A 16,899-nucleotide genomic window follows, 5' to 3' on the forward strand; every position below is an offset into this window, starting at 1 on the left:
AACCATATAAAGTAAAACCCACATTTATTGTGGGTTTTATTTTATGTTTTATTAGATTTTTTCGCTTTAATAGAGATTAATTACTTTATATAAAGGTATACATAAAGTTAAACTGAAATAATTATATCATTGATTTTAATAATTTTATTGATAGGTAAAATATAATTATATGATCGAAAATAAAACTCTTTTAACAGAATGTCCCGATGCAACAGGGTTAGTCGCAAAAATTACAAATATTTGCTATAAGCATCAACTAAATATTATCAAAAATAGTGAATTTGTAGACAGTAATACAGGGCGCTTTTTTATGCGTACCGAATTGCAGGGGATTTTTAACGACCAAACACTATTAGCGGATTTACAATTTACCTTACCTGAAGGCTCTAGTTATAAATTGATTACCCAAAAACAAAAGCGTATTGTGATTTTAGTAACAAAAGAAGCGCATTGTTTAGGAGATATCTTAATGAAAACCTATTATGGTGGTTTAAATGTTGAAATTGCTGCTGTGATTGGTAATCACGATACACTGCGTAGTTTGGCAGAACGTTTTGATGTTCCTTTCCATTTGGTTAGCCATGAAGGTTTAACCCGTGTAGAGCATGATAAGTTACTCGCCGAGCAAATCGATCACTATGCACCAGATTATATTGTCCTTGCAAAATATATGCGAGTGCTAAATCCTGAGTTTGTGGAGCGTTATCCAAATCGTGTGGTGAATATTCACCATTCATTCTTACCTGCGTTTATTGGTGCAAAACCATACCAACAGGCGTATGAACGTGGTGTTAAAATTATTGGTGCAACGGCACATTTTATTAATAATGAGCTAGATCAAGGCCCGATTATTATGCAAAATGTGATCAACATCGATCATACTTATACGGCAGATGCAATGATGAGAGCAGGGCGAGATGTAGAAAAAACGGTATTGAGCCGTGCATTAGAATTAGTACTTGCAGATCGTGTATTTGTTTATCAAAATAAAACGATTGTAATGTAAGATTTTACAAAAAATGTGCTAAATCTTGCCGCTTGTCAATCAAAAATAAGGGCATTATTGCCCTTTTGTTTATAATTTATGATGAAATTTGTTGAAATATTTACCGATGGTTCTTGTTTGGGAAATCCAGGTCCTGGGGGAATCGGTATTTTGTTGCGCTACCAAGGACGTGAAAAACAGATCTCAAAAGGTTACAATCTAACGACGAATAATCGTATGGAGTTACGTGCCGTTGTTGAAGCGCTAAATACCTTAAAAGAGCCTTGTCGTGTTTCTTTACATAGCGATAGTCAATATATGAAAAATGGCATTCAACAATGGATTTTTAACTGGAAAAAAAATCATTGGAAAACGAGCAATAATACACCTGTGAAAAATCAGGATTTGTGGATTGCCTTAGATAAAGCGATTGCTCGTCACCAAGTGGAATGGCAATGGGTTAAAGGGCATTCTGGTCATAGAGAGAACGAACTTTGTGACCAATTAGCTAAATCTGGTGCAGCCAGTCCTTCTTTAGAAGATACGGGCTATCAGCCGAATTCTTAATGTATCTTCTTCCGCTTATTTCGTGACATAGATCACAAATGTAAATACTTATCTTGACTATATGTTGACATCACTCCTGTTAGTGTTATGATGTTTTTAATCCATTTTTAGTTTTATTTTTGATTAAAACACTTCAAAAATAAGGTTAAATGCGAAGTTCTGTGGTTGTTTAAAGTGTGTTGTAGTACACACAACCATACTATACAAACGACACTAACCAAGGAGTCTTATATGACTAAACATTTTGAACACAATGAATCTCGCCGTGGCTTTATGAAGTTAGTTGCAGGCGTAGGGGCTGGACTTGCATTTTCTGGTTCTATCGGCTCATTTGCTTCTAAAGCATATGCAGCACCAGCAAAAGGTTCTACGATTGAAGCAGGTATTGCTTATCCATTATCAACAGGTTTTGACCCTGCAACATCAAGTGGTGCATCATCATTTGCTGCAAACATGCACTTCTTTGAAGGTTTAGTAGATTTACATCCAGCGACACGTCAACCATATCTTGCACTTGCTGCAAAAGAGCCAGAGCAAATTGATGAAGTCACTTGGCGTGTCACCCTTCGTGATGGGGCAACTTTCCACGATGGTAAACCAGTAACAACCGCAGACGTAGTCTATTCTTATGAACGCGTTTTAGATCCTGCAAAAGCGTCTCTCTTTGCACAATTCATTCCATTTATTGAATCAGTCAAAGCTGTTGATGAGAAAGTGGTTGAGTTTAAACTTAAATATCCATTCTCTATCTTCAAACTTCGTTTAGGTATCGTCAAAATTGTACCAAAACATGTTGTAGAATCAGTTGGACAAACCACTTTCGATGCAAACCCAGTCGGTTCAGGCCCATATAAATTTGTTTCTGCAGTGAAAGATGACCGTATTGTGTTTGAAGCTTATGATGCTTACAACGGTCCATATCCAGCGCGTGTTGAGAAAATGAGCTGGTTCTTACTCAATGATGACGCTGCTCGTGTTACAGCACAAGAATCAGGTCGTACTCAAGCGATGGAAAGCGTACCATACTTAGATGCAGAACGCTTAAAACGTAAAGGTAGCGTGGAATCTGTTCAATCATTTGGTTTATTGTTCTTAATGTTTAACTGTAAGAAAGCGCCGTTTGATAATCCAAAAGTACGTCAAGCATTACACTATGGCTTGGATACTCAAAAACTTATCGATGTGGTATTCCTTGGCAATGCGAAAGCGGCAACTTCTTATGTACAAGATACCCACCCTGATTATGTAAAAGCATCAACGCAATATGATTATGATCCTGCAAAAGCAGCAGCATTATTGAAAGAAGCGGGTATTGATAAATTAGAATTCCAATTACTTTCAACAGACCATTCTTGGGTGAAAGAGTGTGCGCCATTAGTGCTTGAATCTTGGAATAAGATCCCAGGCGTGAAAGTGAGCCTACAACACTTACAATCAGGTGCATTGTATGGTGGCCATGTAGATAAAGGCTTATATGAAGTCGTGATGGCACCGGGTGACCCATCAGTATTCAGTAATGACTTAGATCTCTTATTAAGCTGGTGGTACCGTGGCGATGTATGGCCGAAAAAACGTTTCGGTTGGTCTGACACACCTGAGTATGCACAATTACAAGAGTTACTTGATACTGCAATTAAAGCAAAAGAACCTGCTGACGCTAAAGCAGCATGGGAAAAAGCGATCAACATTATTGCAGCAAACGTGCCGCTCTATCCAATTGTGCACCGTAAATTACCAACGGCTTGGAATGATAAATCATTAGATGGATTCCAACCAATTCCAACAACAGGTCTTTCATTCATCGGCGTTGGACGTAAATAATTTAAAATATTCCCCTTCTCTTAAAGGGGAATAGAGGTCTTCCTTTGGAAATGTTTACAAGCGGTGAGATAAGCTTAAAAATTTGCAAATTATTAACCTGATCGACCCGCTTGTTTCTTTATAACAATAACTCATCTCACTAACCTTTCTTGTAGTCGGAGAAAAAAATGGAAATCGTACTTCGTCTGTTACTACGTCGATTAATGGCTCTCCCCATTATGATGCTTGGCGTTAGTGCATTAGTTTTTATCATTTTACAATTTACACCTGGAGATCCTGCGACAGTTGCTCTCGGGGAAAGTGCAAGTGAAGCAGCCAAAGAGCTTTATCGTGAACAACATGGATTAAATGATCCGATTATTGTTCAATATATTCGATTCATTGGTAATGTCTTGGTATTAGACTTTGGTATGACAACACCACCAGAGCAACCTATTACATCGTTAATCGGTAAAGCATTTCCTTTAACCCTACAATTAACCTTTATCGGTGTTTTTCTTGCTGCGATTATTTCATTCTCTCTTGGCGTTATTGCTGCACTTTATCGTGACCGTTTTGCAGATCAAGTGATTCGCCTACTTTCTGTTGCTGCAGTCGCAACGCCATCTTTCTGGCTAGGTATCTTATTAATTCAATGGTTCTCACTTGAATTAGACTGGCTACCATCGGGCGGATTTACTCCATTTAGTGAAAGCGTCAGTGGCTATGTAAACTCAATGATTTTACCTTCACTTGCGTTAGCGATCCCAGTTTGTGCATCACTTATCCGTGTAGTGCGTACATCTATGGTTGAAGAGATGGATAAAGATTATGTACGTACCGCGATTGGTAACGGCGTCCCTTATTCAACCGTCATTAGACACAACGTATTACGTAATGCATTAATTACACCTGTGACCGTATTAGGTTTACGTGTCGGTTACTTATTAGGTGGTGCTGTTGTTATTGAACAAATCTTTGACTTACCAGGGATGGGAAAACTCATTTTCAACGGTATTGTTAACCATGACTTACACTTAGTTCAAGGTGTTGTACTTACTATCGCATTTACCTTTGTATTGGTGAATATCATTGTGGATATTCTGTACTTATTAATTAACCCTAAAATTCGGAGTTTATAATGTTTCGCCAAGGATTAGCTGATAGACTTGCTTCAGGCGGAGCAAGATTTAAAGCCTTACCAACCAGTTCAAAAATCGCCTTATGTTTCTTAGTGTTTATTACGCTTGTGGCTATCTTTGCGCCTGTCGTCGCAACTTATGACCCATTACAAACATTAAGACCAGTTCAAGCACCAAGTAGTGAATATTTCTTTGGAACAGACCGCTTGGGGCGTGATATTTTCTCTCGTATGGTTTATGGGGCAAGAACATCACTCTTTATCGGTTTAGGTGCCGTAGGGCTTGCGATTGTATTCGGAAGTATTCTTGGTGCAACCGCTGCAACTGCAGATAAACTCGGTAATGAAGTCATCATGCGTTGTATGGATATCTTAATGGCATTCCCAGGTATTGCTTTAGCTGCCGTATTATTGGCAACCTTAGGTAATGCAGTTCCTGTTATTATCTTAGCCATTGCGATTGTTTATACCCCACAACTTGCTCGTGTAGTACGTGCAAATGTGGTGTCACAATGGGAAGAAGATTATGTTCGTGCAGAACGAGTGATTGGCGGTAGCCGTACTTACATTTTATTAAAACACGTCGTGCGTAACACCGCTGCACCTGTACTTGTTTTTGCGACAGTCATGGTTGCAGATGCGATTGTTCTTGAAGCGTCTCTCTCTTTCCTTGGCGCAGGGGTTCAACCACCATTCCCATCTTGGGGGAATATTTTGTCTGAAGGCCGTAACTTAGTGTTAAGTGGCTTCTGGTGGGCAACAACCTTTGCAGGTTTAGCGATTCTTTTAACAGTATTGTCTCTTAATATCTTATCTGAAGGATTAACAGACGCATTGGTCAATCCAAAACTTAAACGTAGCCCAACGACAACCAAAGAAGATGTATCTAAACCGCTTTCAACGGACGTACAAGAAGCAATGGCAGAAAGCCTTGCATTAAAACGCTACTTGCTCAAATTACATGAGAAAGAGACAAGCCGTACCGACCGTATGCAGTTAAACCCAAATGCTAAACCGATTTTACAGGTGAAAAATCTCTCGATCCGTTTCCCAAATCGTTATGGCGAAACTCCGTTAGTTGATAACATCAGCTTCACCGTAAACGAAGGTGAAACAATGGGATTAGTGGGCGAGTCGGGCTGTGGTAAATCCATTTCAGCATTCTCAATCATGGGCTTGTTACCTTCAACGGCAAAAATTACAGGAGAAATTTTATTCACCGACCGCGCAGGCAACCAACACGACTTATTGAAAACCGATAAGCTCAACGAATTGCGTGGACACGAGATCTCAATGATCTACCAAGACGCATTAAGTGCCTTAAACCCGTCAATGCGAATTAAAGACCAAATGGCACAGCTTATCAGTCGTGGCGGAAAACAGTCGGCGGAAACTTTGCTTAAATGGGTAAAACTTGACCCAGAGAAAACCTTAAACCGTTATCCGCACGAATTATCAGGCGGTCAGCGTCAGCGTGTATTGATTGCCATGGCATTAGCTCGTGAGCCGAAATTGTTGATTGCAGACGAACCAACGACTGCCCTTGACGTAACGGTGCAAGCAGAAGTAATTAAATTGCTCAACGAATTGCGTGAAAAACTCGGTTTTGCGATGGTATTCGTTAGCCACGACTTAGCGTTGGTAGCACAAATGGCTCACCACATTACCGTAATGTATGCGGGGCAAGTGGTCGAAATGGCACCGACTTCATCACTACTTTCTAATCCGACGCACGAATATACTCGTGGTTTACTTGGCTCTGTGCTTTCAACGGAATGTCGTGCAGAACGCTTATATCAAATCCCAGGCAGTGTACCATCACCGTTTGACTTTGCTAAAGGCGACCGCTTCGCAAGCCGTTCGTTACGCCCAGATGCCAATCCAAATCAACGCTTGAAACTGGTGCCAGCAAATGACAATCCGAAACACCTTTGGGCTTCACATTTGGAGGGATAAACAATGAGTATGAAACCATTAAAAGAACAGCCGATCATCGAATTAGAGAACATTGTAGTACAGTTCCCGTCTCGTGACGGCACACTGTTTAACCCGAAAAAATTTACCGCTGTTGGTGGCGTTAGCCTTGAAGTTAGTGCAGGAGAAACCGTCGGCTTAGTAGGGCAGTCAGGCTGTGGTAAATCGACCCTTGCCAACGTGATTATCGGCTTACAAAAACCGACATCAGGTACGGTCAAATTCAACGGCTTACAGATGAAATACGGCAGTGCCGAAGCGCGTAAACAGTTTGGTCGCCAAGTTTCTGTTATTTTCCAAGACCCAGCAACAGCGCTGAATCCACGTATGCGAGTATTGGATATTCTCAGAGATCCGATGGATATCCATAATATCTTAGAGCCACATGAACGTGAAAAACGTGTGTATGATCTTCTTTCTCGTGTTGGTTTACCACGCTCTGCGGCATTGGTTGAGCCAACTCGTTTATCAGGCGGACAAAAACAGCGTGTGGCGATTGCCCGGGCGTTAGCACTAAACCCAAAACTGATCGTAGCCGATGAACCAACATCCGCATTGGACGTATCTGTGAGAGCTCAAGTGCTAAATCTTCTTGCGGACCTGAAAAAAGAACTCAATTTAGCCATGGTGTTTATCTCCCACGACCTACAAACCGTTCGTCAAGTCTCTGACCGTATCGTTGTTATGAACGGCGGATTAATTGTCGAACAAGGCAATGCCGCCGATGTGTTTGACCGTCCACAGCAGGAATATACTCGAATCCTATTAGACGCAGCCCCGTCGTTGCTCTAAAAGATGTGCTAAAGAGATAAAACAAGCGGTAAGTTTTGAAGAAGAACTTACCGCTTGATTTTTGTGATACTCGTCGAAAAAATCAGTTTATCTACTTGATAAATAAGATTATTCAGAGAATATATCTCCAAATTGGAGGATATATGTCGATTGTATTTCAGGAATTTCAAGATGATGAGCTAGTTTATCAATACGCCGATTTTGATGTTGATAATACTAGCTATACCATTGCGTTTACTAAAATGTTAGAGGGAATGCTAGACTTTGATGAGATGATTTTAAGAATTACGCAAGGAAAATTAACTTATAGTATCGAATTCACATTGTCTGAAATTTATTATGACGAAAATTATAGGGGTGAACTTTATTTACCCCCTAAAAATCACCGTTTTACAAAGAGTAAGTACGAAGCTTTAAAGACACAGTTATTTAGCTTGATTTTTGCTCATTATCAACGTTACAATCCTGAGTGTTACTTAATTGTAGCAGATAGACTTTCGTTACAGAAAATGTATCAAAAGATGTGTGAGTTTCGTAGTGAACAATTTATTCGATTTAAACCCATTATGGGTTTAGGTCAAAATGGAGAATGTTTTTTAATTCTAACCCCTACTGTGCAGGAGGTAATATGCTAGAACTAAAACCTAAAAATGCGTTAGAATTCAAACAGATGAATTTTATTCGTACCCGAAATGCTATTTTAAAAGCCATTAAAGAAAAACGTGTTAAAACGGTTGAAGTGCCGTTGCCTAAAATCCAGAAATAACATTATCCCTAGCCATTTGCTAGGGATAACTTTTTATAACGAAAACTATGATTCCAATTATCTCCCACCACATCCAAACCGACCTACTTATTGTCGGTGGCGGTATTGCAGGGCTTGCTTGCTGTGCGGAAGCGAAAAAGCACGGTATTCAAGCAACCTTAATCACCAAAGCCCCTATCGGCAGTGGGGCGAGTTTTTTTCCGTTGAAAGCCACACTCGGTATTCAAGTAACAGGAGATCAAGCCGATCACGTTCTATTTAAAGAAGATATTGAGCGAGTTGCACAGGGAATGAACAACCCCAAAATCGTGCAAGCCTATATCGAAGAGTCGCCCCAAGCCATTGAGCTACTTGAGCGGATCGGTTTTAAGCCGTGGAAACGCAACGACAATCGTCCTGCATGTTTTGCCAAATATCCACGCCCGATTTATCTGATTAATCAGTGGCGAGAAGCCGCCGAGAGAGCCAAACAAATTGTGGCAGAACAAGGCACAACGGTTTATGAAGAAGCGACATTGTTGCACATTGTGACTGCTCAAAACCAAGTGCAAGGCGCGTTGTTTAGCCACAAAATAAGCGGTGAGATTCGCTATATTTTTTGCAAAACCAGCCAAATTATCTTAGCCACAGGCGGTATCTCAGGGCTGTATAAAGATAATCTGTATCCTGCTGATGTGATCGGCTCTACCCACGCCATTGCCGAGCGAGCAGGGGCAAGGCTGACGAATTTGGAGTTTATTCAATTTATCCCTGCCTTTGTGGAGCCAAAATATAAGGTACTGTTTGGCGAACATACCTTGAAATATGTACAGAAAATCACCGATAGTCAAGGGCGAAATCTTTTTGAGTATCTTTCAGAAAGTGAGTTCAAACAAATGGTGACGGAACGAAGCGATTACGCCCCTTTTAGTATTGATTTTCCTTGTGTGGAATTTGATTTGGTAATGATGAAACATCTGCTTGAAAATCCGCAAGAAAAAGGGATTTACTTGCATTATTCCCCTGAATTGTACCAAGACGAAACAGAGTTCTACACGGTTTATCTCAACTGGCTAGAGCGAGAAGTCGGAATCAACTTGGTGCGAGACCGCATTGCCATTGCCCCTTTTGCCCATAGTTGCAACGGTGGTGTGGTGATTGATGAATTTGCCCAAAGTGATGTCAAAGGCTTGTTTGCTGTCGGTGAAGTTTCCTCTTGCATTGAAGGGGCAAACCGTTTGGGCGGTAATTCTGTAGGCGGAAGTTTGGTATTTGCCAAACGAGCCATTCAACGCATTTTGCAAAATTTTGCAGAAAACCGACCGCTTGTAAGTTTGCAAGAGTGCGAAAAAAACATCGAACAGTTTTTTCTATCGTTAGACAATCCAAAGGGTGATAGAATGCTGACAGCAAGTGACGTGTTGAGTACCATTCGTTCGCAAATGGCGATGTTTGCTAATGTGTACCGAACGGAAGTGAATTTAACACAGTTACTGCAATGTTTAGTGCAATTAGAACAGCGTTATTGTCCACTAGAACATCATCGTTATCAAGGTATTGAAATTTACCATGCGCTTAAAGCCGCACAAAGCGTGGTGAAAGCAATGCTTAAGAGAAAGGTGAGTTTAGGTGGGCATTATTTTTCAAAAACCATTGAAAAATAGACTACGCAAACGTTTTCTTTTTTTGTAGAATAGTTTCTGTTTTGCCGAAAGGCAAGTTTTGAGGTGTTTAATGGTTGATGCAATTATCATCGGAATTATTGTTTTTTCTTTACTTGTAAGCCTATGGCGTGGATTTGTTAGTGAAGTTTTATCGCTTGCAGGTTGGGTGATCGCCTTTTTAGTGGCAAGTAAATTTTATCCTTATTTGAGTGGGTATCTTCTTCAAATTGACTCGGTTTATATTCAAAATTCGGAATATCTGCGTAATGGTATTGCTGCTGGGATTTTGTTTATTGCAGTCTTAATCATCTGCTCATTAATTAATGCATTGATTTCTCAGCTCGTCGATAAAACGGGTCTAACAGGCACAGATCGTGTTTTAGGCGCTGCTTTTGGTGCTCTGAGAGGGGTATTTATTGTGGCAGCGATTTTATTTTTTGTAGATACCTTTACTACATTCAGCCAAAGTGAACTATGGAAAGAATCACAATTAATTCCACACTTTGACTTTATCGTGAAATGGTTTTTTGAACAGTTACAAGAAAATTCAAGTTTTTTAAAGTCTAGCTAATTTAGAGGTTATTTATGTGCGGCATTGTTGGTATTATCGGTCAAACACCTGTTAATCAGGCTATTTATGATGGGCTTACGTTATTACAGCATCGGGGACAAGATGCGGCAGGGATTGTCACTATCGACGACGAAAACCGTTTCCGCCTACGCAAAGCAAATGGATTAGTCAGCGATGTGTTTCGTCAAGAACATATGTTGCGCTTACAAGGCAATGTGGGGATCGGACACGTTCGCTATCCGACCGCAGGCAGTTCAAGCGTTTCAGAAGCACAGCCGTTTTACGTTAATTCCCCTTATGGTTTAACCCTTGTTCACAACGGTAACTTAACGAACAATGCCGAACTCAAACGCTTGTTGTTCAACCTTGCTAAACGCCACGTCAATACCAACTCCGATTCGGAGTCCTTACTGAATATCTTCGCCTATTATCTCGACCAATATCCCCACGAGCCTTTAACCTCTGAAAATATCTTCGAGAGCGTACGCAACACCAATCAGGTTATTCGTGGAGCTTATGCCTGTTTAGCGATGATTATCGGACATGGTATGGTGGCATTTCGTGATCCGCTTGGTATCCGACCGCTTGTTCTCGGTAAACGAGAAATGGACGGTCAAACTGAATATATGTTCGCATCAGAAAGCGTTGCTCTTGATGTGGTGGGTTTTGATTACGTAAGAGATGTGCAACCGGGTGAAGCGATTTACATTACCTTTGACGGACAATTTCACAGTGCGATCTGTGCTGATAATCCAAAACTCAATCCTTGTATTTTTGAATATGTCTATTTTGCCCGTCCTGATTCGGTGATTGATGGTGTCTCCGTTTATGCCGCCCGTGTCCATATGGGCAAATTTTTGGGAGAAAAAATTGCGAGAGAGTGGACAGATATTTTAGACGAGATCGATGTGGTGATCCCAATTCCTGAAACGTCCACCGATATTGCGTTGCAAATTGCCAATGTCTTGAAAAAGCCGTATCGACAAGGTTTTGTGAAAAATCGTTATGTTGCTCGTACTTTCATCATGCCAGGGCAAGCACAGCGTCGTAGTTCTGTTCGTCGTAAATTGAATGCGATTGCTTCCGAGTTTAAAGGTAAAAATGTCCTTTTAGTGGATGATTCTATTGTTCGTGGTACCACATCAGAACAGATTGTCGAAATGGCTCGACAAGCGGGTGCTAAAAAGGTTTATTTTGCATCTGCCGCCCCTGAAGTGCGTTACCCAAATGTTTACGGTATTGATATGCCAACTTGCGAAGAACTGGTGGCTTATAACCGAACTGTTGAAGAAGTCGCCGAAATGATCGGGGTAGATCGCCTGATTTTCCAAAATCTGTCGGCTCTGTTTGAATCCGTCCAAATGGAAAACCCAAACATTCACCATTTCGATGCATCCGTCTTTACAGGAGAATATATCACAGGCGATATTAATGCGGACTATCTCTGTGCCATTGCTCAAGCCCGTAATGATAAAGCCAAAGCTATACAAGCAAAGCAAGCAACTAATTTAGAAATTCACAACGAGTCTTAAGCTTTCTCAAATTAGGTGGGGTTAACCCACCTTTTTCTTTTTCTGATACATAGGCATTTATATATAAGCATGCTAAAATCTGTCCAATTTTTCTATCTTTTTGTATGACACATGGCTAAACAAAATCTTCTAACTGCACAAGGTGAGCGTGTCGCAATTATTGCTGGCTTGCGTACACCATTTGTGCATCGTGATACAGGCTTTAAATCTTCTTACGCAACAGATTTAGGGACAATGGTAACTAATGAGTTATTGAGCCGAACTGCGATCGAACATCAGCATATTGAACAATTAGTCTTTGGGCAGGTAATTCAGCAACCAGATATTCCAAATCCTTCAAGAGAGATTGCATTGGCTTTAAATATGCCTTATTTACAAGCTTATACGTTAAGTAGCTCCTGTCTTTCTGGGCTACAGGCTCTTGTCAATGTTGCTGGAAGTATTGTTAGTGGCTCAATTTCAACGGGGATTGCAGGGGGAACTGATTCAATCTCTAATGCCCCTTTCAGTATTAGTCCGCATGTAATTCATAAACTAAAGGCGATATTTAATGCACCAACGTTAGATGATAAATACCGTTTGTTCCGTGAGTTTTCTTGGCGTGATTTGAAACCACATGGTGTGAATCTGAGAGATTATATGACGCAATTATCGGTGGCGGAAATTTCTGAACAAATGGCTCAACAGCATCATATTAGTCGTGAAGCGCAGGATGACTATGCTCGCTATTCTCATGTGAAAGCACAAAATGCGTGGAAATTAGGTTTACTTAAAGATGAAGTCATGTCATCTTTTCCGCGTCCTTATACGGATTTCGTTGTGTCAGATACACTAATTTCTTCTGCAACAAAGTCTACTTATTATGAGACATTTGCTCCATTAATGAATAAAAGTTATGCAACCGTCACTGAAGCGAATATACCTCGTCCTGTAGATGGTGCTGCGGTCGTATTGTTAATGCGAGAAAACAAGGCAAAAGAGTTAGGTTTAGAGCCATTGGGTTATATTCGTAGCTATGCGGTAACGGGAAACGATATTTGGCAAAATATGTTTATGGGCGCAACGATTGCGAGTCATTTGGCTTTAGACCGTGCAAATGTTTCTTTACAAGATTTGGATTACATTGATATTCATGAGACATCAGCAAGTCAAATGTTAGTGAATATGAAACTCTTTGCATCAACAGAATTTGCAAAAAATCACTTAAATCGTACCGCTTGTATTGGCGAAATAGATCCTGAAAAATTAAATCATTTAGGTGGTTCAATAGCCTTTGGTAACCCAAGAGCGGCAACGAGTTTACGTATCTTAATTCAGTCTCTTAAAGCGTTGAAACGTAAAGGAGGAGGCTTATCGCTTGTTGCTTCAAGCGGTTTAGGCGGGCTTGGTGCTGCGATGGTTTTGGAAAGCGAGTAAGGAAAAAATATGACAGAACAAGTACAAAAAGTCTCACCATTTCAGGTTGAAGTGGATGATAATCGTATTGCTATTGTGCGTATCAATGTTCAAAATCAAAATAAAAATTGGCTACCGGAACAATTTATTGAAGATCTGAGAGATGTTATTGGAACCGTTATTTATCAACAAGCACGAGGTGTGATTTTTGTTTCTGGTAAAGCAAAGGGCTTTGTTCAAGGATTTGATTTAGATGAATTTCAAGGTAAAACGGATGAACAATTAAGAGCGCTTTCTAACAATGCTCAACTTGTGATGCGTGAGATTAATACCTTAAAAATGCCTGTAGTGGCGGTGATTGATGGGGCTTGTTATGGACTTGGATTAGAGCTTGCGCTTGCTTGTGATTATCGTATTGCAAGTGAAGAAAGCTATACTCAGTTTGCAATGCCCCAGATTCGTTCGGGGATTTTACCTTTTGCAGGTGGAACACAGCGTTTACCAAGGTTAGTAGGGTTACAACATGCAGTAACAATGCTTCTTTCAGGACATAAAATTGGTGCAGAAAAAGCGTTAAAAATCGGTTTGGTTAATAAACTTATTCCTGTTGGAAATCTCTTTGAAACCGCTTATCAGCTGTTATTGGATAATCGTATTGCAAAAATCGATCATAAAAACCCATTAGATAAATTCACTAAATGGCGTAAACAGCTTGAAGGTAATCGCTTTATTCGTCATAAATATTTAGACCATATAGAGAATCGTGTCTGGGATAAGGCTTTTGGTAACTATCCTGCTGTTCCAAAAATGTTAGAGTTATTAAAAGAGCCACACTTTAAAGCTGGCTTAGTGTTAGAACAAGAAGCTCTACTTGAATTAATTCGTACAGAGCAAGCTCAAGTATTGATGAATTTAAAGAAAACTGAGCGTGCGATGAAAGAACAGTACGCTGATTTAGGTCACATTAAAGATATTCAGCAGGTGAGTGTTCTCGGTAGTGGCTATATGGGAGCAGGCATTGCTTATTTAACCGCAAATCATGCGCAAATTCCTGTGCGTATTAAAGATATTCATCCATCTGAAATCCAAAAAGCATTACAAATGTGTTATGGATTAATGCAAAAAGCAGTTACAAAGAAACAGCTTAGTCATGGTGAAATGATTCAACGAATGAATCTGATCACTGGTGGTGAACGTTTAGTTGCGGCTAGATCCACAGATTTTATTATTGAAGCGGTTTATGAAAAACTAGAACTTAAACAACAAATGGTGAAAGAAAGTGAAGCCTATTACACTGAAAATGCTATTTTTGCGACGAATACTTCGACTTTCTCAATTAAAGAGATTGCATCTGTGGCAAAACGTCCAGAAAATGTGATTGGTTTCCACTATTTTAGCCCAGTCACCAAACGCCAAATGGTAGAAGTGATTCCACATGAAACAACAGGCCCAAAAGCGATTTCTACGGCGGTTCATTTTGCCATTCAGCAAGGAAAAATTCCTATGTTGGTAGCAGATAAAGAAGGCTTTTTCATAAACCGTATTTTAACTCCATTCTTACTTGAAGCGATTGAATGTTTATCTGAAGGGGAAGGTATTGAGTTTGTTGATCGTTCGTTACAAGAGTTTGGTTTTAAAATTGGACCATTGGCAATGATTGATGATATTGGGTTAGATATTCTAGTTAAATCTAATCCTGCAATGGTCGAGAAATTAGGAAAGCGTTTTGTATTACCAAGCAGCATTCAAAAATTAATGACAGATGATCGTAAAGGTAGAAAAAATAAACGTGGTTTCTATCTTTATGATTCTAAAGGTCAAAGAACGCAAGAAGATAAAAGTATCTATCACACAATGGAAACAATCATGCGTAATGAATTAGAAGCACAAGAAATTGCTCGACGTTGTGTTTTACGTATGATTAATGAAGCTTGTTGGTGCTTACAAGATAATGTTATCCGTTCAACGGATGAAGGAAATGTGGCCTCTGTTTTAGGTTTTGATTTCCCTGACTTTAGAGGTGGAATCTATGCTTATATTGAAAGAGTTGGAGCTAAAGAAATTGTTCATCAGTTACGTAAGCACACTCAACGTTATGGTGATCGTTTTACACCTTGTGATTGGCTATTAGAACAAGCACAGGAATAATAGATTTATTTTTCATTTTTATATAAGGAAACTTTATGAAGTTAACAAAAATTGCAGGCATAGTTGTCGCTGTTTTAGGCGTAACTGCAGTTGGTGGAAGTTGGTATACAGGGCAACAAGTTGAAGCAAAATATCAAGATTTGATTCAACTAGGAAATAATAGTTTAAAACAATTAGCTGCATATGGAATTACTGCGGAAATTAAAGATGTACAATTTCAACGTCATTTTTTTAGCTCTGATGTGAAATATACATTAGAAACACAGGTAGATGGTCAAACTTACGCATTTAAAGGGGATGACAAATTATTTCACGGTCCATTACCGTTAAATCGTTTAACAAAAGGAAATTTATCACCCGTATTAGCAAGTATTGAAAGTAAAATTCAGTTACCTGAAAATCTCAAAGTGTACTTTGAACAGCAAGCATTATTGGGAAAAGGTCAATCTGATATTAGCTATTCTGGTGCATCAACAGCTGAGTTTAATATCAATCCAATTAGATTGACGGATGGAAGTTTAGCGATTTCTAAATCCAATTATATCTATGAGTATGATCCAGCAACTAAAAAGGCTGAAGCTGAAGTCAAAGCTGAAAATGTAAAATTTGTTGATTCAGAAAAAATAGAAACAGAAATTCAAGGTTTACGCTATCAGTTTGATACTGTCTCAGATAAACAATATCCTTTATTAACACTAGGGAAATATAGTGTTGATATGACATCACTCAAAATAAGTGATAATGAAGCAGCACCTTTTACTATGCTATTTAATCATCTCACTAGTACAGGAAAATCAACATTAGAGAAAGACCGTGTAATTTCTTCTGGTGATGCAAAAGCTGAAATTGAGATGCAGGTAGACAATAATAAGGTGAAATTAGGCCAATTTAAAATGGATGTTTTAGTGGATATGGATGCTCAAGGGATGAATGATCTCACACCATATCTTAGTTCGCCTGAAAAATTTGAGTCTGCAGAAGCAGGTAATGTAGTACAGTCAATTATGATGAAATCACCTAAGATTGAAATAAAAGATCTTAGCTTTGAAAATGGGAAAGGGAAAAATAATCTATCATTATTGCTCAACTTAGATAAGTTTGATGTCAACCAAATGGGAAGTTTTGATTCGATCCTTAAGATTTTTAGAGCATCTTATTTGGATACTAAGCTAAACATTGCATCTATTGAAGAATTTTCATCTCAAGTCACACAGCTTGAAGGGGTAAGTAAAGAAGAAGCCGATCAGCAAGCAAAATTGACCGTAGAAGAGTTGATTAATCAAGCAAAGGCTAGTACGTTGGCTGAAGTTGATAATGAAAATATTAAGATGAAATTAACTATTGACCAAGGTAAAGTAAACCTTAATGGGAGAGATGTACCAAAAGAAGAAGTTGAAGGTGCATTATTTATCTTAATGCTTGGTTTAGGTTCTATGGGAATGCAGTAGTTATCTAGATAAATTTATTTATAGAAGAGCAACACTAATCGGAGAGTGATATTTAAATATGGCATAATAGACAAAATTGTTGCTAAAAAGTAGCTTAAAGCCTTATAGTACAAGGCTTTAAGCCTACTTTTTGAAAT

Annotated in this window: 14 protein-coding genes; all 14 read left to right on the forward strand. The window is 39.3% G+C overall.

What is annotated here, in order from left to right:
* Positions 1 to 169 precede the first annotated feature (169 nt).
* The 14 genes from purU to C5N92_RS09150 all read left to right on the forward strand — a co-directional run bounded on the left by purU (position 170) and on the right by C5N92_RS09150 (position 16,762).
* Positions 170 to 1,006 (forward strand): formyltetrahydrofolate deformylase, encoded by an 837-nt coding sequence (gene purU / locus C5N92_RS09090; RefSeq protein WP_111750534.1) that lies wholly within the window; start codon positions 170 to 172, stop codon positions 1,004 to 1,006.
* A gap of 78 nt (positions 1,007 to 1,084) precedes the next feature.
* A complete protein-coding gene (gene rnhA, locus C5N92_RS09095) occupies positions 1,085 to 1,552 on the forward strand; it encodes a ribonuclease HI (protein WP_111750535.1) in 468 nt (155 codons plus the stop codon).
* A 231-nt stretch (positions 1,553 to 1,783) separates the two neighbouring features.
* The gene (locus tag C5N92_RS09100; RefSeq protein ID WP_111750536.1) at positions 1,784 to 3,373 is read left to right on the forward strand and encodes an ABC transporter substrate-binding protein; all 1,590 of its coding nucleotides are present in this window, start codon (positions 1,784 to 1,786) and stop codon (positions 3,371 to 3,373) included.
* Positions 3,374 to 3,540: 167 nt separating this feature from the next.
* On the forward strand, positions 3,541 to 4,494 hold the full coding sequence (locus C5N92_RS09105) for an ABC transporter permease (RefSeq protein ID WP_111750537.1): 954 nt from the start codon (positions 3,541 to 3,543) through the stop codon (positions 4,492 to 4,494).
* The gene (locus C5N92_RS09110; protein ID WP_111750538.1) at positions 4,494 to 6,449 is read left to right on the forward strand and encodes a dipeptide/oligopeptide/nickel ABC transporter permease/ATP-binding protein; all 1,956 of its coding nucleotides are present in this window, start codon (positions 4,494 to 4,496) and stop codon (positions 6,447 to 6,449) included. Before C5N92_RS09105 ends, C5N92_RS09110 begins: the two co-directional genes overlap by 1 nt.
* A 3-nt stretch (positions 6,450 to 6,452) precedes the next feature.
* Complete coding sequence (locus C5N92_RS09115; protein WP_111750539.1) at positions 6,453 to 7,259, forward strand: ABC transporter ATP-binding protein; 807 nt, start codon at positions 6,453 to 6,455, stop codon at positions 7,257 to 7,259.
* 143 nt (positions 7,260 to 7,402) lie between these two features.
* Positions 7,403 to 7,894 (forward strand): hypothetical protein, encoded by a 492-nt coding sequence (locus C5N92_RS09120; RefSeq protein WP_111750540.1) that lies wholly within the window; start codon positions 7,403 to 7,405, stop codon positions 7,892 to 7,894.
* Positions 7,888 to 8,025, forward strand: a complete 138-nt coding sequence (locus tag C5N92_RS11265; protein WP_161494257.1) for a hypothetical protein — start codon at positions 7,888 to 7,890, stop codon at positions 8,023 to 8,025. Before C5N92_RS09120 ends, C5N92_RS11265 begins: the two co-directional genes overlap by 7 nt.
* A gap of 47 nt (positions 8,026 to 8,072) precedes the next feature.
* Positions 8,073 to 9,668: an FAD-binding protein gene (locus tag C5N92_RS09125; protein ID WP_111750541.1), complete on the forward strand. Its 1,596-nt coding sequence runs from the start codon at positions 8,073 to 8,075 to the stop codon at positions 9,666 to 9,668.
* Between the two features lie 70 nt (positions 9,669 to 9,738).
* The gene (locus C5N92_RS09130; RefSeq protein ID WP_111750542.1) at positions 9,739 to 10,239 is read left to right on the forward strand and encodes a CvpA family protein; all 501 of its coding nucleotides are present in this window, start codon (positions 9,739 to 9,741) and stop codon (positions 10,237 to 10,239) included.
* Positions 10,240 to 10,253: 14 nt separating this feature from the next.
* Positions 10,254 to 11,771, forward strand: a complete 1,518-nt coding sequence (gene purF / locus C5N92_RS09135) for an amidophosphoribosyltransferase (protein WP_111750543.1) — start codon at positions 10,254 to 10,256, stop codon at positions 11,769 to 11,771.
* A gap of 111 nt (positions 11,772 to 11,882) precedes the next feature.
* Positions 11,883 to 13,187, forward strand: a complete 1,305-nt coding sequence (locus C5N92_RS09140; protein ID WP_111750544.1) for an acetyl-CoA C-acyltransferase — start codon at positions 11,883 to 11,885, stop codon at positions 13,185 to 13,187.
* Positions 13,188 to 13,196: 9 nt separating this feature from the next.
* Entirely contained in the window at positions 13,197 to 15,314 is a 2,118-nt protein-coding gene (locus C5N92_RS09145; protein ID WP_111750545.1) for a 3-hydroxyacyl-CoA dehydrogenase NAD-binding domain-containing protein, read from the forward strand.
* A 35-nt stretch (positions 15,315 to 15,349) separates the two neighbouring features.
* Positions 15,350 to 16,762 (forward strand): YdgA family protein, encoded by a 1,413-nt coding sequence (locus C5N92_RS09150; protein ID WP_111750546.1) that lies wholly within the window; start codon positions 15,350 to 15,352, stop codon positions 16,760 to 16,762.
* Positions 16,763 to 16,899 lie beyond the last annotated feature (137 nt).

The organism is Glaesserella australis (assembly GCF_003260095.1).
Taxonomy (GTDB): Bacteria; Pseudomonadota; Gammaproteobacteria; order Enterobacterales; family Pasteurellaceae; genus Glaesserella; species Glaesserella australis.